At 68.4% G+C, this 20,701-nt stretch carries 19 protein-coding genes; 18 read left to right on the top strand and 1 reads right to left on the bottom strand.

What is annotated here, in order from left to right:
- Nucleotides 1-40: 40 nt before the first annotated feature.
- The 3 genes from ACFOM8_RS03625 to ACFOM8_RS03615 are packed head-to-tail and all read left to right on the top strand — an operon-like array spanning nucleotide 41 to nucleotide 2,779.
- The gene (locus ACFOM8_RS03625) at nucleotides 41-1,105 is read left to right on the top strand and encodes an ABC transporter ATP-binding protein (protein WP_377759401.1); all 1,065 of its coding nucleotides are present in this window, start codon (nucleotides 41-43) and stop codon (nucleotides 1,103-1,105) included.
- Complete coding sequence (locus ACFOM8_RS03620) at nucleotides 1,098-1,979, top strand: ABC transporter permease (RefSeq protein WP_377759399.1); 882 nt, start codon at nucleotides 1,098-1,100, stop codon at nucleotides 1,977-1,979. Before ACFOM8_RS03625 ends, ACFOM8_RS03620 begins: the two co-directional genes overlap by 8 nt.
- A complete protein-coding gene (locus ACFOM8_RS03615; RefSeq protein ID WP_377759397.1) occupies nucleotides 1,976-2,779 on the top strand; it encodes an ABC transporter permease in 804 nt (267 codons plus the stop codon). Before ACFOM8_RS03620 ends, ACFOM8_RS03615 begins: the two co-directional genes overlap by 4 nt.
- On the opposite strand, the gene ACFOM8_RS03610 is transcribed toward ACFOM8_RS03615, so the two are convergent.
- Nucleotides 2,757-3,701, bottom strand: a complete 945-nt coding sequence (locus ACFOM8_RS03610) for a LysR family transcriptional regulator (protein ID WP_377759395.1) — start codon at nucleotides 3,699-3,701, stop codon at nucleotides 2,757-2,759. The two genes, ACFOM8_RS03615 and ACFOM8_RS03610, sit on opposite strands and share 23 nt — an antisense overlap.
- Nucleotides 3,702-3,821: 120 nt before the next feature.
- Between ACFOM8_RS03610 and chvE the strand changes: the two genes are divergently transcribed.
- From chvE to ACFOM8_RS03535, 15 genes are all read left to right on the top strand, one after another.
- The gene (gene chvE / locus ACFOM8_RS03605; protein WP_377759393.1) at nucleotides 3,822-4,877 is read left to right on the top strand and encodes a multiple monosaccharide ABC transporter substrate-binding protein; all 1,056 of its coding nucleotides are present in this window, start codon (nucleotides 3,822-3,824) and stop codon (nucleotides 4,875-4,877) included.
- A 52-nt stretch (nucleotides 4,878-4,929) separates the two neighbouring features.
- Nucleotides 4,930-6,462, top strand: coding sequence for a multiple monosaccharide ABC transporter ATP-binding protein (gene mmsA / locus ACFOM8_RS03600; RefSeq protein ID WP_377759392.1), 1,533 nt, complete (start codon nucleotides 4,930-4,932; stop codon nucleotides 6,460-6,462).
- Nucleotides 6,459-7,664: a multiple monosaccharide ABC transporter permease gene (gene mmsB, locus ACFOM8_RS03595; protein WP_377759390.1), complete on the top strand. Its 1,206-nt coding sequence runs from the start codon at nucleotides 6,459-6,461 to the stop codon at nucleotides 7,662-7,664. Before mmsA ends, mmsB begins: the two co-directional genes overlap by 4 nt.
- A gap of 3 nt (nucleotides 7,665-7,667) precedes the next feature.
- Complete coding sequence (gene araD1 / locus ACFOM8_RS03590; RefSeq protein ID WP_377759389.1) at nucleotides 7,668-8,654, top strand: AraD1 family protein; 987 nt, start codon at nucleotides 7,668-7,670, stop codon at nucleotides 8,652-8,654.
- An 8-nt stretch (nucleotides 8,655-8,662) separates the two neighbouring features.
- The gene (gene araD / locus ACFOM8_RS03585) at nucleotides 8,663-10,405 is read left to right on the top strand and encodes an L-arabinonate dehydratase (protein ID WP_377759387.1); all 1,743 of its coding nucleotides are present in this window, start codon (nucleotides 8,663-8,665) and stop codon (nucleotides 10,403-10,405) included.
- Nucleotides 10,405-11,316 carry a Gfo/Idh/MocA family protein gene (locus tag ACFOM8_RS03580; protein ID WP_377759386.1) on the top strand — a complete coding sequence of 304 codons (912 nt, stop codon included), beginning with the start codon at nucleotides 10,405-10,407 and terminating at the stop codon, nucleotides 11,314-11,316. The genes araD and ACFOM8_RS03580 overlap by 1 nt, the downstream gene beginning before the upstream one ends.
- Before the next feature lie 10 nt (nucleotides 11,317-11,326).
- Entirely contained in the window at nucleotides 11,327-12,841 is a 1,515-nt protein-coding gene (locus ACFOM8_RS03575; RefSeq protein WP_377759384.1) for an aldehyde dehydrogenase (NADP(+)), read from the top strand.
- A gap of 61 nt (nucleotides 12,842-12,902) precedes the next feature.
- Nucleotides 12,903-13,862, top strand: coding sequence for a galactofuranose ABC transporter, galactofuranose-binding protein YtfQ (gene ytfQ, locus ACFOM8_RS03570; protein ID WP_377759382.1), 960 nt, complete (start codon nucleotides 12,903-12,905; stop codon nucleotides 13,860-13,862).
- 50 nt (nucleotides 13,863-13,912) lie between these two features.
- Nucleotides 13,913-15,403 carry a sugar ABC transporter ATP-binding protein gene (locus ACFOM8_RS03565; protein WP_377759380.1) on the top strand — a complete coding sequence of 497 codons (1,491 nt, stop codon included), beginning with the start codon at nucleotides 13,913-13,915 and terminating at the stop codon, nucleotides 15,401-15,403.
- Nucleotides 15,400-16,416 (top strand): ABC transporter permease, encoded by a 1,017-nt coding sequence (locus tag ACFOM8_RS03560; RefSeq protein ID WP_377759378.1) that lies wholly within the window; start codon nucleotides 15,400-15,402, stop codon nucleotides 16,414-16,416. Before ACFOM8_RS03565 ends, ACFOM8_RS03560 begins: the two co-directional genes overlap by 4 nt.
- The gene (gene yjfF / locus ACFOM8_RS03555; protein WP_377759376.1) at nucleotides 16,413-17,387 is read left to right on the top strand and encodes a galactofuranose ABC transporter, permease protein YjfF; all 975 of its coding nucleotides are present in this window, start codon (nucleotides 16,413-16,415) and stop codon (nucleotides 17,385-17,387) included. Before ACFOM8_RS03560 ends, yjfF begins: the two co-directional genes overlap by 4 nt.
- Entirely contained in the window at nucleotides 17,384-18,223 is an 840-nt protein-coding gene (locus tag ACFOM8_RS03550; protein WP_377759374.1) for an SMP-30/gluconolactonase/LRE family protein, read from the top strand. Before yjfF ends, ACFOM8_RS03550 begins: the two co-directional genes overlap by 4 nt.
- Entirely contained in the window at nucleotides 18,220-19,188 is a 969-nt protein-coding gene (locus ACFOM8_RS03545) for an aldose epimerase family protein (RefSeq protein WP_377759372.1), read from the top strand. The genes ACFOM8_RS03550 and ACFOM8_RS03545 overlap by 4 nt, the downstream gene beginning before the upstream one ends.
- Nucleotides 19,185-20,063, top strand: coding sequence for a 2-dehydro-3-deoxygalactonokinase (locus tag ACFOM8_RS03540; protein WP_377759371.1), 879 nt, complete (start codon nucleotides 19,185-19,187; stop codon nucleotides 20,061-20,063). Before ACFOM8_RS03545 ends, ACFOM8_RS03540 begins: the two co-directional genes overlap by 4 nt.
- Entirely contained in the window at nucleotides 20,060-20,692 is a 633-nt protein-coding gene (locus tag ACFOM8_RS03535) for a 2-dehydro-3-deoxy-6-phosphogalactonate aldolase (RefSeq protein ID WP_377759369.1), read from the top strand. Before ACFOM8_RS03540 ends, ACFOM8_RS03535 begins: the two co-directional genes overlap by 4 nt.
- Nucleotides 20,693-20,701: the final 9 nt, after the last annotated feature.

Raw genomic sequence — 20,701 nt, 5'->3', positions numbered from 1 at the left:
CAGGGGGCAGACCCCCTGCCTTTGACGCAACGGGGGACGGATGTCGCATTCGGTCGAGCTTGACGGGATCGGGATGAGCTTCGGGTCCACGCGCGCGGTCAGCGGCGTGTCCTTCGCCGTTCAGGCGGGCGAGTTCTTTTCCATCCTCGGGCCGTCGGGCTGCGGCAAGACCACCATCCTGCGCATGATCGCGGGCTTTCTGGAGCCGACCGAGGGCCGCGTGCTGATCGGCGGGCGCGACATGCGCGGGCTTGGCCCGAACCAGCGGCCGACCGCGATGATCTTCCAGTCGCTGGCGCTGTTCCCGCTGATGCCGGTCTGGGAGAACATCGCCTTCGGGCTGGAGGCGCGGGGCATGGGCCGGGCCGAGCGCCGCAAGCGGGCGGATGAGTTGCTGCGCCTGATCGCGCTGGAGGGCTATGGCGACCGGATGCCGGGCGAACTGTCGGGCGGTCAGCGCCAGCGGGTCGCCATTGCCCGCGCGCTGGCCGTCGAACCGGGCGTGCTGCTGCTGGACGAGCCGCTGTCGGCGCTGGATCTGAAGCTGCGCCAGCACATGCGGGCGGAACTGCGCGCTCTGCAAAGGCGCACGGGCGTCACCTTCATCTATATCACCCACGACCAGTCCGAGGCCTTGGCGATGTCGGACCGCGTGGCGGTGATGAGCAACGGCTTGCTGCAACAGGTCGCCACGCCGCGCGAGCTTTACGACAATCCCGCCACCCCCTTCGTGGCCCGTTTCGTGGGCGAGACGAACGCCATCCCGGGCCGCGTCGGCGCCATGGGCGAGGGCATGGCCCGCGTCGATACCGCCCTGGGTCCGCTGCACGGGCGCGCGCAGGGTGCGGTCGCCATCGGGCAGGCCGCGACCCTTTATGTCCGCCCGGAGGCGCTGATGCCGGGCGTCGGCCCCAACACCTTGCGCGCCCGCGTCAGCCGCATGGATTTCGAAGGGGCCTTTGCCCTGGTCCACGGGCAGTTTCCCGACGGGGCGGCCCTGACGGCGGCGGTTCCGTCCACGCGGCTGGCCGACGCGCCTGCGCCGGGAACGGATGCCAGCTTTTCATTCGCCCCCGAACATGCCGTGGTTCTGGCGGATGCGTGATCTTTACGCGCGCTTCGGGGGCGGGCTGGCAACGGTCTTCCTGGCGCTGGTGCTGGTCTGGCTGGCGGCGATGGTGCTGGCGCCGAACCTGATGATGATCGACTATGCCCTGCGCCCGAACCTGCCGCCCTTGCAGCAGGGCGGGCCGCGGGACGTGCGATCGCTGGACAACTTCCTGTATCTGGCGAACGAGGGCGTGCATCGCGCGATCTTTTTCAAGACGGTCTGGGCCAGCGCGCTGGTCGCGGCGCTGACGCTGGCCGTCTGCTATCCGGTCGCCTTCTGGATGGCGCAGCGCGCGACGCCGGGCCAGTTGTCCGTGGCCCTGATGCTGGTGATCATCCCCTTTTTCATCAACGAGGTGCTGCGGACGCTGGCCTGGTTCATCCTGCTGGCCTATCGCGGGCCGCTGAACGCGGCGTTGCAGGGGATCGGGCTGATCGACGCGCCGGTCCGCTGGCAGGGCGACGGCGGCGTGCTGGCGGGAATGGTTTATGCCTATATCCTGTTCATGCTGCTGCCGATCTACAACGCCATCGAATCCCTGGACAAGTCGCAGCTCGAGGCCGCGCGCGACCTGGGCGCGGGAACCGTCCGCATCCACCGGCGCGTGGTCATCCCCCATGCCAAGGCGGGCATCGCCACGGGCTGCGTCTTCACCTTCATGCTGGCCGCTGGATCCTATGTCGCGCCCGCGCTGCTGGGGTCGCCCGGCAGCCGCTGGTTCACCGAGATCATCTACAACTGGTTCTTCGAGGGCGGCGACTGGAACCGGGGCGCGGCCTATGCGCTGACGCTGCTGGTTTTGTGCCTGGCCGTGGTGCTGGTCACGCTGCGGGTGTTCCGCGTGAACCTGACGGATGTGGCGAAGTGACCGCCGACCGCATTTTCCGGGGATTGTTCGTCCTGTATCTGCTGGTCTTTGTTCTTTACCTGTTCGCGCCGCTGCTCATCATGGGGATCGCGGCCTTCAACGAAAGCCGCTTTCCGACCGTGATCCCCTGGCAGGGCACGACGCTGGACTGGTTTTTCGCCATGTGGGCGGATGCGGCGATGTGGCGGTCGCTGCGGACCTCGGCGGTGGTGGCGTTTTTCGTGGTGCTGGTGGCGCTGCCGGTGGGCACCGCCGCCGCATTGGTGCTGACCACGCTGCACGCGCGGGCGCGCGGCTTCGCCTATGCGGTGATGGTCTCGCCCCTGCTGACGCCGGGGGTGGTGATCGGGATTTCCACGCTGATCCTGTGGCGGCAGGCGGGCGTCGGCGGAGGCATCGCCCTGATCGTGGTGGCGCAGACGACCTTCATCATCTGCTATGTGATGCTGATGGTGATGGCCCGCCTGCAACGCTTCGACCGCACGCAGGAGGAAGCGGCCCTTGGCCTGGGCGCGTCCCGCCCCATGGTGTTCCGCCGCGTGCTGCTGCCCTTTCTGCGGCCCGCGCTGCTGGCCTCGGGCGGGCTGGCGGTGCTGCAATCGGTGGAGAACTACAACACCACCCTGTTCGTGCGCGGCTTTGAAACGCCCTTGACCGTGTTCATCGCCACCAAGGTCCGCACCGGCCTGACGCCTGCCGTGAACGCGCTGGCCCTGGTCATCATCGCGGCCACGGTGATCGGCGCCATCGCCTACGAGATCGCGCGGCGCAGGCAGGTCACAGCGCCGCCGCGTTCCTGATGGGGCTGCGCGACATCTGCGCCACCGCGTCCCGCAGCCGCTTCGCCAGGGGCGACAAGGGGCGGCGTTTCAGATCCAGCAGGAAATAAGGCGACACCCGGATCGGCCGAGGCGTCGGCAGGATCGTGAACCCGGCCCCGACCGGCGGCTGGATCAGCAGTTCGGCGACCTCGCGCGACACGGGCGTGATCGCGTTCGACTGCGCCAGATAGGCGATGGTCAGCAAAAGCGAGGGGCTGTTGACGATGTTGTCGGGCTCGGACAGCCCGACGCCGGCAAAGGCCGCCAGCGTCGCCTCGCGGATGGGGGCGCCGCGCTGCTGCATGATCCATTGCTGGCCCACCAGTTCGGTCAGCGTGACCAGCCGGGCGCGGGCCAGCGGATGGTCGGCCCGGGCCATCAGCGCCACCTTTTCATCCGCCATGGGCAGGATGTTGAAGCTGTCGCTGTCGAATTCGGGCAGGATCCGGCCCAGAACGAAATCCATCTCTCCGGCGGCCAGGTGCAGCAGCAGGTCGCGCGACGGCATCACGTCCACGGTGATGTCGGCCCCCGGGCTTTCCTCCTTGATGCGGCGGATCGCGCTGACAAGATAGCTGATCGCCGGGCCCGTCACCGCGCCCACCCGCACCGTCCCGGCATAGCCGCCGCGCAGCGCGCGCACGTCGGCCTCGATGCTGGCCATCTCGCGCAGGATCACACGGGCGCGGCGCAGAACGGTTGTGCCGATCTCGGTCGGCTCCATGCCCTTGGGCTGGCGGATGAACAAGGGCGCGCCGATCTGGCGTTCGGCCTCGGCCAGCATGCGCGATGCGGCGGGTTGGGTCATCGCCAGCGACTCGGCGGCCAGCTGCAACTGGCCGTGCAGGGCGACTTCGTGGATCAACCGAAGCTGGGCCGGTTTCAGGGCGTGGAAGGACATATCCGATCCGGTATGCAGATTGCCGATTTTATCATTTTACCGGCATGAAGACCTTGCGCTACATCTTTCTGACCTATGGAGGATGCGCGGCCGGCGACGCCGCGCCAGGGGAGGATACAGATGAAGTTCAGAACCGCTGCGGTCGCGCTGGCGATCGGGGTTTCCTGGCTGGCGACCGGCGCCATGGCCGAAACCATCGGCATCGCGATGCCCACGAAATCCTCGGCCCGCTGGATCGACGACGGCAACAACATGGTCAAGCAATTGCAGGAAGCCGGCTACGAGACCGACCTGCAATATGCCGAGGACGACATTCCGAACCAGCTGGCCCAGGTCGAGAACATGATCACCAAGGGCGTGAACGTCCTGGTGATCGCCGCCATCGACGGCACCACCCTGTCGAACGCGCTGGAAAACGCCGCCGCCGCCGACATCAAGGTGATCGCCTATGACCGGCTGATCCGCGGGTCGGAACATGTGGACTATTACGCGACCTTCGACAACTTCAAGGTCGGCGTCCAGCAGGCGACCACGCTGGTGGACGGCTTGAAGGAACGCTTCCCCGACGCGAAGCCCTGGAACGTCGAACTGTTCGGCGGCAGCCCCGACGACAACAATGCCTTCTTCTTCTATGACGGGGCGATGTCGGTGATCCAGCCGCTGATCGACGACGGCTCCATCGTGATCGGGTCGGGCCAGACCGGCATGGAAACGGTTGGCACGCTGCGATGGGATCCGGCCGTGGCGCAGGCGCGGATGGACAACCTGCTGTCCTCGAACTATGCCGACAAGCAGGTCCACGGGGTGCTGTCGCCCTATGACGGGCTGTCGATCGGCATCCTGTCGTCGCTGAAGGGCGTGGGCTACGGGTCGGGCGACATGCAGATGCCCATCGTCACCGGCCAGGACGCCGAGGTGCAGTCGGTGAAATCCATCGAGGCGGGCGAGCAGTATTCCACCATCTTCAAGGATACCCGCGAACTGGCCCGCGTGACGGTCGGCATGGTGGATGCCGTCCTGAAAGGGACCGAGCCCGAGATCAACGACACCGAAACCTATGACAACGGCGTCAAGGTGGTCCCGTCCTATCTGCTGGAGCCGGTGCCGGTCACAAAGGAGAACTGGCGCGAGGTTCTGGTCGATTCGGGCTATTACACCGAAGACCAGCTGAAGTGATGCGTCGCGGCCCCGGCGCTGCCCGGGGCCGCGTTCCGAAGGGAGGAACGCGATGACGGCCATCCTCGAGATGCAGGGCATCACCAAGACCTTTCCCGGCGTCAAGGCGCTGAGCAACGTGAACCTGTCGGTCCGGGAAGGCGAGATCCACGCCATCTGCGGCGAGAACGGCGCGGGCAAATCGACGCTGATGAAGGTGCTGTCGGGCGTCTATCCCCATGGCAGCTACGACGGCGAGATCCTTTACGACGGCAAGCCCGCCCGGTTCCGCGACATCCGCGACAGCGAACACGCGGGCATCGTCATCATCCATCAGGAACTGGCGCTGGTGCCGCTGTTGTCGGTGGCCGAGAACCTGTTTCTGGGCAACGAGGTCGCCACCGGCGGCGTGATCAACTGGCCGCTGGCCTATCAGAAGACCGAGGCGCTGCTGAAAAAGGTCGGCCTGACCGAGGCGCCGACCACCAGGGTCGAAAAGCTGGGCGTGGGCAAGCAGCAGCTGGTCGAGATCGCCAAGGCGCTGGCCAAGAACGTGCGCCTGCTGATCCTGGACGAACCCACCGCCGCGCTTCAGGAAAACGACAGCCAGAAGCTGTTGGACCTGATGCTGGAACTGAAAAGCCAGGGCGTCACCCAGATCATCATCAGCCACAAGCTGAACGAGATCCGCCGCGTCGCCGACCGCGTGACGGTGATCCGCGACGGGTCCACCGTATCCACCCTGGACCGCAGCGAGATCACCGAGGACCGCATCATCCGCGACATGGTGGGCCGCGACATGGCGCATCGCTATCCCGACCGCGCGCCGAAGATCGGCGAGGTGCTGATGGAGGTGCGCAACTGGTCCGTGATGCACCCCGACCAGCCGCGCCAGGTGATCCGAGACGTGTCGCTGTCCGTGCGCAAGGGCGAGATCGTGGGCATCGCGGGCCTGATGGGGTCGGGTCGCACCGAATTCGCCATGAGCCTGTTCGGCCGCTCCTATGGCCGCGACATCAAGGGCGAGGTGAGCCTGGCGGGCGCCAGGCCCGACCTGTCCACCGTGTCCAAGGCCATTGACGCCGGCCTGGCCTACGTCACCGAGGACCGCAAGGCCCTGGGCCTGATCCTGGACGAGCCGATCCTGCGCAACATCTCGCTGGCCAACCTTGAAGGCATCGCCAAGGGCGCGGTGCTGTCGCGGGGCCGCGAACAGCAGGTGGCCGAGCGATACCGCAAGGCCATGAACATCCGCACGCCCACGGTGTTCCAGCGGGTCGTGAACCTGTCGGGCGGCAACCAGCAGAAGGTGGTGCTGTCCAAGTGGCTGTTCACCGACCCCAAGGTGCTGATCCTGGACGAACCCACGCGCGGCATCGACGTGGGCGCCAAGTTCGAGATCTACAACATCATGAACGAACTGGCGGGGCAGGGCCACGGCGTCGTGATGATCAGTTCCGAGATGCCCGAGCTGCTGGGCATGTGCGACCGCATCTATGTCATGAACGAGGGCCGGATCGCCGGCGAACTGACCCGCGCCGAGGCCAGCCAGGAACGGATCATGGCCCTGATCCTGCAAGACGGAATGAAGGGGGAGGCCGCATGAGCACCGCCGAGACCAACAAGCCCGCCGCGACGGGCATCGGCGCCCATCTGGGCAGCCACCTGCGCGAGAACGGGATGATGCTGGCGCTGATCGCCATCGTCCTGTTCTTCTTCATCATCGTGCGCGCCGTTCAGGGCGTGGATTTCCTGTCGGCGCAGAACATCACCAACCTGTTCCTGCAAAACAGCTACGTCATCATCATGGCCTTGGGGATGCTGCTGGTGATCGTCGCGGGCCATATCGACCTGTCGGTGGGGTCCGTCGCGGCCTTCACCGGGGCGGTGGCGTCCATGCTGCTGGTTCAATACGACCTGCCGGTGCTGCTGGTGATCCCCATGGTGCTGGTTGTGGGCGGGGTGATCGGCGCCGCGCAGGGCTACTGGATCGCTTATTGGCGCATCCCGTCCTTTATCGTGACGCTGGCGGGGATGCTGGTGTTCCGGGGCCTGACGCTGTGGCTGCTGGGCGGCCAGAACATCGGCCCGTTCGAACGCTCGTTCCAGGCGCTGTCCACCGGCTTCATCCCCGACCTGTTCGGGGCGGACAAGCCGAACTACACCGCGCTGATCCTGGTCGCCGTGGCCGCCGCCGCCATCGTCTGGGCGGGCATCCGGGGCCGCGCGCGCGAGGCCGAGTTCGGCATCGCCCCCGAACCCTCGGGCTTCTTCTGGGCGCGCAACGCGGTGGTGGTGATCGCGCTGCTGTTCGTGGGCTGGAAGCTGGCCAGCTTCCGGGGCCTGCCGAACGTGCTCTTGATCATGTCGGTGCTGATCGTGCTGTATGCGTTCTTCACGGAAAGCACGACAACCGGGCGGCGCATCTATGCCCTGGGCGGAAACGAGAAGGCGGCGAAGCTGTCGGGCATCAAGACCGAGCGGCTGGTGTTCTTCACCTTTGTCAACATGGGCGTGCTGGCCTCGCTGGCGGGGATGATCGTCACCGCGCGCCTGAACAGCGCCACGCCCAAGGCGGGCGTGGGCTTCGAACTGGATGTGATCGCGGCGGTGTTCATCGGCGGCGCCTCGATGGCGGGGGGATCGGGACGCATCATCGGGGTCGTGGTCGGCGCGCTGATCATGGGCGTGATGAACAACGGCATGTCGATCATGGGCATCGGCATCGACTACCAGCAGGTCATCAAGGGGCTGGTGCTGCTCGCCGCCGTGATTTTCGACGTTTACAACAAGAACAAGCAAGGCTGAGCCATGTTTCTGTCGCAACTGAAAAGCCCCGGCGGGGACCGGGCTGTCGCCGCGCGGACTGGCGACAGGGCCTGGATCGTGCCCGGCGCGGCATCCACCCGCGACCTGGCGCAGGCCGCCATCGCCGCCGGCCGCAGGTTGGCCGATGAGGTCAAGGCGCGCGGGCAGGGCGAGGCGGTGGATCTGGCCGCCGCCCTGGCGGACGGGCGCGTCCTGCTGCCGCTGGATCACGACGACCCGGCGCATCTGCACCTGACCGGCACCGGGCTGACGCATCTGGGCAGCGCCGCCACGCGCAATTCGATGCACGCCAAATCGGACGCGGAATCGCTGACCGACAGCATGAAGATGTTCCGCATGGGCCTGGAAGGCGGCAAGCCCCAGGGCGGGTCGGTCGGCGTGCAGCCCGAATGGTTCTACAAGGGCAACGGCGTCAACGCGGTCGCCCCCGGCGGGGCGCTGGTGTCCCCTGGCTTCGCGCTGGACGCGGGCGAGGAGCCCGAGATCGCGGGCCTTTACCTGATCGGCCCGGACGGCACGCCCTTCCGCCTGGGCTTCGCGCTGGCCAACGAATTCTCGGACCACGTGACCGAACGTGGTAACTACCTGTGGCTGGCCCATTCCAAGCTGCGGCCCGCCAGCTACGGCCCCGAGATGCTGGTGGGCGATCTGCCCCCGCATGTCGAGGGCACCAGCCGCATCCTGCGGGGCGGCCGCGCGATCTGGGAAAAGCCCTTCCTGTCGGGCGAATCCAACATGTCGCATTCCCTGGCGAACCTGGAACATCACCATTTCAAATACGCCCTGTTCCGCCAGCCGGGCGATGTGCACGTGCATTTCTTCGGCACCGCCACCCTGTCATTCGCCGACGGCATCAAGGTGCAGGCGGGCGACGTGTTCCAGATCGAATCCCCGGCTTTCGGACTGCCGCTTTCGAACCCGCTCGACCAGCGGAACGGCGAAACCCCTGTCGCCGTCGCCACTCTCTAGAGGCTGCCATGACCTTCAAACCCGCCCCCTGGCCCCGCCAGCTCCGTTCCCAGCATTGGTATGGGGGCACCTCGCGCGACACGATCTATCATCGCGGCTGGATGAAGAACCAGGGCTGGCCCCACGACCTGTTCGACGGCCGCCCGGTGATCGGCATCCTGAACACCTGGGCGGATCTGACGCCCTGCAACGGCCACCTGCGCGAACTGGCCGAAAAGGTGAAGGCGGGCGTGTGGGAGGCGGGCGGCTTTCCGGTCGAGGTTCCGGTGTTCTCGGCGTCCGAAAACACCTTCCGCCCGACCGCGATGATGTTCCGCAACCTTGCTGCCTTGGCGGTCGAGGAAACCATGCGCGGCCAGCCCATCGACGGCGCGGTGCTGCTGGTCGGCTGCGACAAGACCACGCCGTCGCTCTTGATGGGCGCGGCCTCGACCGACATTCCGTCCATCGTCGTCACCGGCGGGCCGATGCTGAACGGATACTTCCGGGGCGAGCGGGTCGGGTCGGGCACGCATCTGTGGAAATTCTCCGAAGCCGTGAAGGCCGGAGAGATGACGCAGGAGGAATTCCTGGAGGCCGAGGCCTCGATGTCCCGCTCCACCGGCACCTGCAACACCATGGGCACGGCCTCGACCATGGCGTCGATGGCCGAGGCGCTTGGCATGGCGCTGTCGGGCAATGCCGCGATCCCTGCCGTTGACAGCCGCCGCCGCGTCATGGCGCAACTGTCGGGCCGCAGGATCGTGCAGATGGTCAAGGACGACCTGAAACCGTCCGACATCCTGACCCGCGAGGCGTTCGAGAACGCCATCCGCACAAACGGCGCCATCGGCGGGTCAACCAACGCCGTGATCCACCTGCTGGCCATCGCGGGCCGGGTGGGCGTAGACATCACCCTGGACGACTGGGACCGCTGCGGCCGCGACGTGTCCACCATCGTGAACCTGATGCCGTCGGGGCAATACCTGATGGAGGAGTTCTTTTACGCGGGCGGGTTGCCGGTCGTGCTGAAACGGCTGGGCGACGCCGGGCTGCTGCACAAGGACGCGCTGACCGTCAGCGGCGGCACGATCTGGTCCGAGGTCAAGGACGCCGTGAACTGGAACGAGGACGTGATCCTGCCCGCCGACCGCCCGCTGATGGCCCAGGGCGGCATCGCGGTGCTGCGCGGCAACCTTGCGCCCAGGGGGGCGGTGCTGAAGCCGTCGGCCGCCAGCCCGCATCTGCTGGTCCATCGCGGCCGCGCGGTCGTGTTCGAGGACATCGACGACTACAAGGCCCGCATCAACGACGAGGATCTCGACATCGACGAGACCTGCGTGATGGTGATGAAGAACTGCGGCCCCAAGGGCTATCCCGGCATGGCCGAGGTGGGCAACATGGGCCTGCCGCCCAAGGTGCTGCGCCGGGGCATCACCGACATGGTGCGGATCTCCGACGCCCGCATGTCGGGCACGGCCTATGGCACGGTGGTCCTGCACACCAGTCCCGAGGCGGCGGCGGGCGGCCCCCTGGCCGTGGTCCGCGACGGCGATTTCATCGAACTGGACGTGCCGAACCGGCGGCTGCACCTGGACATCCCCGAAGCGGAACTGGCCGCGCGCCTGGCCGCGTGGCGCCCCACGCACGAGGTTCCGACCGGCGGCTATGCCTGGCTGCACCAGGCCCATGTGGAAGGCGCGGACACCGGCGCGGATCTGGACTTCCTGAAAGGCTGCCGGGGCAATCCGGTCGGAAGGGACAGCCACTGATGAAGATCGCGCTTGTCGGCATCGGGAAGATTGCGCTGGACCAGCACGTTCCCGCGCTGGAGGCCAGCCCCGACTGGGAACTGGCCGCGACCGTCAGCCGCCACGGCACCGTGGAAGGCGTCGAGGCCTTCACCGGCATCGCCGCCATGCTGGACGCGCGGCCCGACATCGGCGCGGTCAGCCTGTGCCTGCCGCCCGTTCCGCGCTATGCCGTGGCCGAAGCCGTGCTGCGCGCGGGCCGCCACCTGATGCTGGAAAAGCCCCCCGGCGCGACCCTGGCCGAGGTTCATGCGCTGTGCGATCTGGCCGAACGACAAGGCGTCACGATCTATGCCACCTGGCATTCGCGCATGGCGCTGGCCGTGGCCGCCGCGCGCGACTGGCTGGCGGGCAAGACCGTCCACGAAGGCCGGATCACCTGGCGCGAGGACGTGCGCAAATGGCATCCCGGGCAGGACTGGATTTTCGAGGCGGGTGGCATGGGCGTCTTCGACCCCGGCATCAACGCCCTGTCGATCCTCACCGCCATCCTGCCCGACCCGGTGCGGCTGCTGTCCGCCGACCTGGATGTTCCGGCGAACCGGCAGGCCCCGATCGCCGCGCGCCTTCAGTTCAGCCAGGCGATCAGCGCGGATTTCGACTTCCGCCAGCAAGGCACGCAGACCTGGGACATGGAGTTCCAGACCGGGGCCGGGCCGATGGCGCTGCGCATGGGCGGCAACCGGCTGGAAATCGGCGGCCGGCATGTGCGGGGCGCCGACGACATCATGGGCGAATACCCCGCGCTTTACGCCCGCATGGCGGACCTGGTGCGCGGCGGACAGTCGGACGCGGACCTTGCGCCCATGGTGCTTGTGGCCGATGCCTTCACCCTCGGGCGGCGGAACACCGTCGCGGACTTTCATTTCTGAGGACATGACGATGACCTTCACCCCGCACGGCAAACATCTGATCGCAGGCGAATGGCTGACGGGCGAGGGGACCTTCCGGTCCGCCCCCGCCCAAGGCACGGCGCACGAGTTCAGCGCGGGCACGGTCGATCTGGTCAACCGCGCGGCGCAAGCCGCCGAGGATGCCTTTGCCGCCTTTGGCGTCACCAGCCGCGAAGACCGGGCGCGCTTTCTGGACACCATCGCCGATGAAATCGAGGCGCGGGCCGAGGCGATCACCGCCACCGGGACGGCCGAAACCGGCCTGCCCGAAGCGCGGCTCGACGGCGAACGGGGCCGCACCACCGGCCAGTTGCGGCTGTTCGCGGATCACATCCGCAAGGGCGATTACCTGGACCGCCGCCACGATCCCGCGCTGCCCGACCGCCAGCCCGTGCCGCGCCCCGACCTGCGGCTGATCCAGCGGCCCGTCGGCCCGGTGGGGGTGTTCGGCGCGTCGAACTTTCCGCTGGCCTTTTCCACGGCGGGCGGGGACACCGCCTCCGCCCTGGCGGCGGGCTGTCCGGTCGTCGTCAAGGGCCACCCCGCCCATCCCGCCACGGGCGAGATCGTGGCCGAGGCCGTCCATGCCGCCGTTCAGGCCACCGGAATGCCCGCCGGCGTCTTCAACTTCATCCACGGCCACACGCACCATGTCGGCGCGGCGCTGGTGCAGCATCCTCTGATCAAGGCCGTGGGCTTCACCGGCAGCCTGCGGGGGGGACGCGCGCTGTTCGACCTGTGCGCCGCCCGCCCCGAGCCGATCCCCTTCTTCGGCGAACTCGGCAGCATCAATCCCGGCTTCGTCCTGCCGCAGGCCCTGGCCGCGCGCGGGGCCAGGCTGGCCGAAGGCTGGGCGGGCAGCCTGACCATGGGCGCGGGCCAGTTCTGCACCAATCCGGGCCTGATCGTGATGCCCAAGGGCGTGCTGGCCGAGGCCTTCGCCAAGGCGGCGGGCGATGCCCTGGCGAAGATCGGGCCGCAGACGATGTTGTCCGACGGCATCGCCGAGGCCTATCGCGCCGGCGCCAACCGCGCGGCGGGGGTGGCGACGCCGGTCTTCGAAGGCGAAAGCCAGGGCCGCAATGCCCTGCCCGCCGTCTACAAGACCACGGCCGAGGAGTTCCTGCGCGACCACACCCTGGCCGAGGAGGTGTTCGGCCCGCTTGGCGTGATCGTCACCGTCACGGGCGAGGACCAGATGCTGGACGTGGCCTGCGCGATGGAAGGCCAGCTGACCGCCACCCTGCACCTGGACGACGGCGACATGGAACTGGCCCGCCGCCTGATGCCGGTCCTGGAACGCAAGGCGGGCCGCATCCTGGCGAACGGCTGGCCCACCGGGGTCGAAGTGGCCGATGCCATGGTTCATGGCGGCCCTTATCCCGCATCCACCAATTTCGGCGCGACCAGCGTGGGAACCATGGCGATCCGCCGCTTCCTGCGCCCGGTCTGCTACCAGAACATCCCCGAGGCGCTGTTGCCCGAGGATTTGCGGGGCTTCTAGCGCCCCGCACCGATCGGCCGGTGGAGGATCGGCCCCGTTCATTCGAAAGGGAGGAAGAACCATGACCATCAAGACCCTGCTGGGCACGGCGGCGTTTCTGGCGCTGGCCGCCACCGGCGCCCAGGCCGAAGGCGAAACCGTCGGATTCGCGCAGATCGGATCTGAATCCGGCTGGCGCGCGGCGGAAACCACGCTGACCCGGCAGCAGGCCGAGGAGCGCGGCATTCAGTTGCAGTTCTCGGACGCGCAGCAGAAGCAGGAAAACCAGATCGCCGCGATCCGGTCCTTCATCGCGCAGGGCGTTGACGCGATCCTGCTGGCCCCGGTTGTCGCCACCGGCTGGGATTCCGTCCTCCAAGAAGCCAAGGAGGCCGAGATCCCCGTTGTCCTGCTGGACCGGCAGGTGGACAGTTCCGACGACCTGTATCTGACCGCCGTGGGATCGAACCTGGTCCACGAGGGCGAGGTCGCGGGCGAATGGCTGGCCCAAGAGGTCGGCGACCGCGAATGCCGCATCGTGGAATTGCAGGGCACCACCGGATCAAGCCCCGCCATCGACCGCAAGACCGGCTTCGAAAACGCCATCAAGGACCACCCGAACCTGTCCATCGTGCGCAGCCAGACCGGCGATTTCACCCGCGCCCTGGGCAAGGAGGTGATGGAAAGCTTTCTTCAGGCCGAAAACGGCGGCAAGGACATCTGCGCGCTTTATGCCCACAACGACGACATGGCCGTGGGCGCGATCCAGGCCATCAAGGAGGCCGGGCTGAAGCCGGGCAGCGACATCCTGGTCGTGTCCATCGACGGCGTGCCGGACCTGTTCCAGGCCATGGCCAACGGCGAGGCGAACGCCACGGTGGAACTGACGCCGAACATGGCCGGTCCCGCCTTTGACGCGCTGGCGGCCTACTGGGCCGACGGCACCATGCCCGAAAAGTTCATCCAGACCGAATCGAGGCTGTTCACGCAGGCCGACGATCCGGCGGGCGAATACGAGCGCCGCAAGGGCCTGGGCTACTGATCCGGTGCCGGGCCGTTTCGCGGCCCGGCTTCCGTGACGAAGGGGGCGTCATGCTGCTGTCCATCCGGTCGCTGACCAAGACATTTCCGGGCACCCGCGCGCTGGACGCGGTGGACTTCGACCTGCGCGCGGGCGAGGTCCATGCCCTGCTGGGCGAGAACGGCGCGGGCAAGTCCACGCTGATCAAGTGCCTGACGGGCGCCTATCGCCGCAACGGCGGCACGGTGACGCTGGACGGCGCCCCCATCGACCCCCGTTCCACCGCCCATGCGCAGGAACTGGGCATCGGCACCGTGTACCAGGAAGTGAACCTGCTGCCGAACCTGACCGTCGCGCAGAATCTGCTGTTCGGGCGCGAACCGCGCCGCTGGGGCCTGATCGACGGCCGCGCGATGCGCCGCCAGGCCCGTGCAATGCTGTCCGAATACGGGCTGTCGCTGGACGTGGACCGCGATCTTGGCACCTGTTCCGTCGCCATCCAGCAGATCATCGCCATCGCGCGCGCGGTCGCCCTGTCGGGCAAGGTGCTGATCCTGGACGAGCCGACCGCCAGCCTCGACGCGGCCGAGGTGCGGATGGTCTTCGACGTGGTGCGAAGGCTGCGGGAACGCGGTCTGGGCATCGTCTTCGTGTCGCATTTCCTGGACCAGGTGTTCGATCTGACCGACCGGGTGACGGTTCTGCGCAACGGCCGCAGGATCGTCACCGCCGGAACCGCCAGCCTGGACCGCGTGCGGCTGATCGAACACATGCTGGGCCGCGAGTTGGAGGCCTCGGCCGGCCATCGGGTTCCGGCGCGCGGTTCCCGCCCGCCGATGCTCGATTTCCGCGGCCTGGGCCGTCGCGGCGTGATCGAGCCTTTCGACCTGGCCGTGGGGCAGGGCGAGACCGTGGGCCTGGCCGGCCTGCTGGGATCGGGCCGGACCGAGACCGCCGAACTGCTGTTCGGCCTGCTGGGCGCCCATTCGGGCGCGGCGCGCGACCGGAACGGTCCGCTGGACCTGCGCAGCCCGCGCGCGGCCATCGCGGCGGGCTTCGGCCTTGTTCCCGAAGAGCGCAAGACCGACGGCATCGTGGCCGACCTTTCGGTGCGCGAAAACATCATCCTGGGCCTTCAGGCCCGGCGAGGCTGGGCGCGGCCCATTGCGCGAGCCGAGCAGAACCGGCTGGCCGACGACTATGTCAAGCGGCTGGACATCCGCACGGCGGGCCGGGACAAGCGCGTCGGCGAGTTGTCGGGCGGCAATCAGCAAAAGGTGGTTCTGGCCCGCTGGCTGGCGATGAACCCCCGCTTCCTGATCCTGGACGAACCCACGCGCGGCATCGACGTGGGGGCCCATGCGGAAATCGTCCGGCTGATCCGCCAGCTGACGGAACAGGGCATGTCGCTGCTGGTCATCAGCAGCGAGATCGACGAGCTGATCGCCGTGTCCGACCGCGTGATCGTGCTGCGCGACCGCCGCCATGTGGCCGAACTGGCGGGAGAGGAGATCGCGCCCCGCCGCATCATGCAGGCCATCGCCGCGACGGAGGCCGCATGATCGGGATGCTGAAGCGCCTTGCCCCGCAACTGATCGCCCTTGCCGCCCTGGTCGCGGTGGTCACGGTCCTTTATCCGGGCTTTCTGAACATCCAGATGAACGATGGCCGCCTGGTCGGGCCGGTCATCGACGTGCTGAAGCGGTCCGCCCCCGTGGCCCTTCTGGCCGTCGGCATGACTCTGGTCATCGCCACGCGCGGCATCGACCTGTCGGTCGGCACGATCATGGCGATCTGCGGCGCGGTCGCGGCAGCGGCCGTGGCCGCCGGGTGGGGCTTGCCCGCCGCGCTGATCCTGGCGCTTGGGGCGGGCGTGCTTGCGGGCCTGTGGAACGGCGCGCTTGTCGCCATTGTCGGCATCCAGCCCTTTGTCGCCACGCTGATCCTGATGACCATGGGCCGCGGCGTGGCGCAGCTGATCACCGAAGGCCGGATCCTCACCTTTACCGATCCCGGTTTCGGCTGGATCGGGTCGGGCACGGTCGCGGGTCTGCCGGTCCCGACGGCGATCTGGATCGCCACCGCCGTCGCCGTTGCGGTCCTGATGCGCCGCACCGCGCTTGGCCTGCTGGTCGAGGCCGTCGGCGTCAACCGCCGCGCCAGCACCCTGGCCGGGGTCGATGCCGCCGTGCTGCTGATGGCGGTTTATGCGGCCTCGGGTCTTTGCGCCGCCCTTGCCGGGCTGATCGTCACCGCCGACATCCGCGGGGCGGACGCCAACAATGCCGGGCTGTGGCTGGAGCTGGACGCGATCCTGGCCGTGGTGATCGGCGGCAATTCGCTGCTGGGCGGGCGGTTTTCCATCGCCGCATCGGTGATCGGCGCGCTGATCATCACCACCATCAGCATCGGCATCCGCCTGATCGGCTTTCCGTCCGAATACAACCTGATCATCAAGGCCGGGCTGGTCCTGACGATCCTGGTCCTGCAATCGCCGCGCATCGGCGCCGAATGGCGGCTGTGGCGCGACAGCCACCGCGCGCAGCGCGAGGCCACGCAGCAGGGGCAGGCATGAACACCCGCGCGCTGCCGCTGTATGTCACGATCGGGATCTTCCTGCTGGCCTATGCGGTCTTCTGGCTGCAATTCCCGAACATCCTGTCCACGCGGGTCGCGGGCAACCTGCTGACGGACAACGCCTATCTGGGCATCGTCGCGGTCGGCATGACCCTGGTGATCCTGTCGGGGGGCATCGACCTGTCGGTGGGATCGGTGATCGCCTTTTCCGGCGTCTTCATCGCGGTCCTGCTGCGCGACACCGGGCTGCATCCGCTGGCGGTCTTCGTTCTGCTGCTGGCGCTGACCACCGCCTTCGGCGCGGGCATGGGCTTTCTGATCGACCGGCTGGCCATGCCCGCCTTTATCGTCACGCTGGCGGGCATGTTCCTGGCGCGGGGGGCGGCCTATATCCTGTCGATCGACTCGGTTCCCATCCAGCATCCGTTCTACCAGGCGCTGCAAGGGGCCTATTGGCTGATGCCCGGCAAGGGGCGGCTGACGCTGATCGGCGTCGTGATGGTGCTGACCTTCGCCCTTGGCATGATCGTCGCGCACAAGACGCGCTTCGGCGCGTCGGTCTATGCCCTGGGCGGGGGCGAGGCCGCAGCGCGGCTGATGGGCGTGCGCCAGGGCCGCACCACGGTGCTGGTTTACGCCTTTTCCGGCGCCATGGCCGGATTGGCGGGGATCGTGTTTTCGATCTACACCGGATCGGGCTATTCGCTGGCGGCGGTGGGGACGGAACTGACCGCCATCGCCGCCGTGGTGATCGGCGGCACGCTGCTGACCGGAGGCGCGGGCTACATGTTCGGCACGCTTGTGGGGGTGCTGACCATGGGATTGATCCAGACCTATATCGTTTTCGACGGCAGCCTGTCGTCCTGGTGGACCAAGATCGTCATCGGGATCCTTTTGCTGGCCTTCATCCTTCTGCAAAAGGGACTGCTGAAACTGTCGCAGATGCGGCTTGCCAAGGGGGCACGATGATCCACGACACCCGTCAATGCCGGCTGGGCGAGGGCGCCTTCTGGCATCCCGAGCGCCGGCAGTTCTTCTGGTTCGACATCCTGGGCAGGCGTCTGCTGTCGCAGGACGATGGCAGGCCCGTCGAATGGCGCCTCGACCGCATGGCCTCGGCCGCGGGCTGGATCGACCGGGACCGGCTGCTGGTCGCGACCGAGACGGGGCTGGCGGTTTTGTCGCTGGCGGACGGGTCGCTGACCGAAGTGGCGGCGGTCGAGGCCGAGAACCCCGCCACCCGGTCCAACGACGGGCGCGCCGACCGGCAGGGGGGGTTCTGGTTCGGCACCATGGGGCGGAACGGCGAAGCCGGGTCGGGGGCGGTTTATCGGTTCTGCCGCGGCGAGGTCCGCAAGCTGGTGGATCCCATCACCATCCCGAACTCGATCTGCTTTTCGCCGGACGGGCGGACGGTCCATTATTCCGACACCGACCGCGGCATCGTCTGGCGGCAGGGGCTGGACGCGGATGGCTGGCCGGCGGGCGAACCGCGGGTGTTTCTGGATCTTTCCGCCCAAGGCTGGTCGCCCGACGGCGCGGTGATCGACGCGGACGGCGGGTTCTGCTGCGCTATCTGGGGGCAGGGGGCGGTGATGCGGTTCGATCCCGACGGCAAGCGGACCCATGAATGGAAGGTCGGCGGGCAGCATTCGTCCTGCCCGGCCTTCGGCGGCCCGGGCCTGTCGCAGCTTCTGGTGACAACCGCCCTGGACGGGATCGAGGATCCCGACGAGGCGCAGGGCATGACCTATCTGCTGGACACCGGCCTGGCCGGATTGCCCGAGCCCCGGGTGATCCTGTGATCTGGACGCTTCCCGATGGTCGCCGCATGGATCGCCTGACGCTGCGCGGCGGCGGGTTGACGGCGCAGGTCTTGACCCTGGGCGCGACCGTGCAGGACCTGCGGATGGAGGGGGTGGATCATCCCCTGGTCCTGGGCTGCCCCGACCCGGCGGACTATCTGGGCGACGGGCTTTACATGGGTGCCGTGGTGGGCCGCTTCGCCAATCGCATCGGGGGGGCGCGGTTCGCGCTGGACGGGCGGGAATACCGCACCGATGCGAATTTCCGGGACCGCCACACCCTGCACGGCGGATCGCGGGGAACGTTCTGGCATCTGTGGACCGTGGAGGAGGCGCGGGACGACCGCGCGGCCTTCTTGCTGGTGCTGCCCGATGGGGACATGGGCTTTCCGGGCACCCTGACCGTCCGCGCCGGCATCGCCCTGCGGGACGGCGCGCTGATCTTCGATCTGTCGGCCCGGAGCGACGCCGCGACGCCCTGCAACCTGGCGCATCACGGGTATTTCGACCTCGACGGCGGGGGCGATGTGCGCGGGCACCGGCTGCGCGTCGCGGCGGACCGCTATCTGCCCGTGGACGACGACCTGATCCCGCTGCCGGGAACCGCGCCGGTGGCGGGCACGCGCTTCGATTTCCGGCAGGCGCGCGCGATCATGCCGGGGGAATACGACCACAACTTCTGCCTGTCGGACGGTCCCGCCGCGCCTCGCGTGGTGGCCGAGCTGACCGGGCGATCGGGCATCCGCATGGGGATCGAGACCGACCAGCCGGGCTTGCAGGTTTATGACGGCGCGCATTTCGACGGGGTGGCGGGGCTGGATGGACGCCGCTACGGCCGCTTTGCGGGCGTGGCGCTGGAAACCCAGGGCTGGCCCGACGCGCCGAACCGGCCGGATTTCCCGGATGCGATCCTGCGCCCCGGGCAGGTTTACCGCCACCGCACGGCCTACAGGTTTTCCCGATGACCGCGCTGATCGGCATCGACTGGGGCACCACGTCCTTTCGGGCCTGGCGCATGGGCGCGGGGGGCGAGGTTCTGGAAACCGTCGAGGACGGCCCCGGCATCCTGGCGGCGGCCGCCTTGCCGGGCGGCTTCCGGCAGGCGATCGACGACAGCATCGGCCCTTGGCTGGGAGCCGCGCCGATCATCGCGTCCGGCATGATCACCAGCCGCAACGGCTGGGTCGAGACGCCCTATCTGCCCCTGCCGCTGGATGCGCGCGCCCTGGCCGCCAGCCTGACCCTGCACCAGGGCATCCACTTCGTCACCGGAGCCGTCAGCGGCCCCGACGGCCCCGCCCCCGACGTGATGCGCGGCGAAGAAACCGAGATCATCGGCCATCTGGCGGGTGGCGGCACGGACGGCCTGTTCGTTCTGCCCGGCACCCACAGCAAATGGGCGCAGGCGGGGGGCGGCCAGCTGACCGCCTTTCGCACCGTGATGACCGGCGAGGTCTTCGCGGCCTTGCGCGACCACACCATCCTGGGCCGGTTGATCCGGCCGGGCGCGGGCAGCGCCGATGCCTTCCGCCGCGGGGTCGAGGCCGGTCGGCAGGACGGGGCGCTGCTGGGACGCATCTTCAGCGCCCGAACGCTGGCCCTGATGAACCGGCTGGCCCCCGGGGACATCGCGGATTACCTGTCAGGCCTGCTGATCGGGGACGAGGTCGCCCAGGGCGCGCGCGCCGCCGCCGGGCCGGTCACGATCATCGGGCGGGGCGATCTGGCGCTGCGCTATCGGACGGCCTTCGCGGTGCTGGGCATCGACGCGCGGATCGCGCCTCCGGGCATGGCGCGGCGAGGGCTTTGGGAAATCGCCCGAATGGGGAAACTGTTATGATCGACTTCGACACGGCCTTCGCCGCCAATCCGCTGATCGCCATCCTGCGGGGCCTGCGCCCCGACGAGGCCGCCGATACCGCCGCCGCCCTGACCGGCGCGGGCTTCACGGTCCTGGAGGTGCCGCTGAACTCGCCCGATCCGCTGGACAGCATCGGGCGCATGGTTGCCGCAGCCCCTGATGCGATCGTCGGAGCGGGCACCGTCCTGACCCCCGATCAGGTGCGCGCCGTGGCCGATGCCGGGGGCCGCATCGTTATCGCCCCGAACTTCGACCCCCGCGTCGCCGCCGAGGCCCGGCGGCTGTCCCTGGCCTATTGCCCCGGCGTGGGCACCGTCAGCGAGGCCTTTGCGGCACTGGAGGCCGGGGCCGCCGCGCTGAAGCTGTTTCCGGCCGAGATGATTCCCCCCGCCGCCGTCAAGGCCATGCGCGCGGTTCTGCCGCGCGGGGCGCGTCTGCTGCCGGTGGGGGGCATCGGCCCGGCCGCCATGGCGGACTATGTCCAGGCCGGGGCGGACGGGTTCGGACTGGGATCGGCGCTCTACAGGCCCGGGCAGGATGCGGCAACGACCGGGCAGCGGGCGCGGGACTTCATGGCGGCCTGGCGGGCCTTGCGCCCCATGACTTAAGTCATGGGG

Source organism: Paracoccus angustae, assembly GCF_042648745.1.
Classification (GTDB): domain Bacteria; phylum Pseudomonadota; class Alphaproteobacteria; order Rhodobacterales; family Rhodobacteraceae; genus Paracoccus; species Paracoccus angustae.
This window is presented reverse-complemented; position numbering and strand designations above follow the sequence as displayed.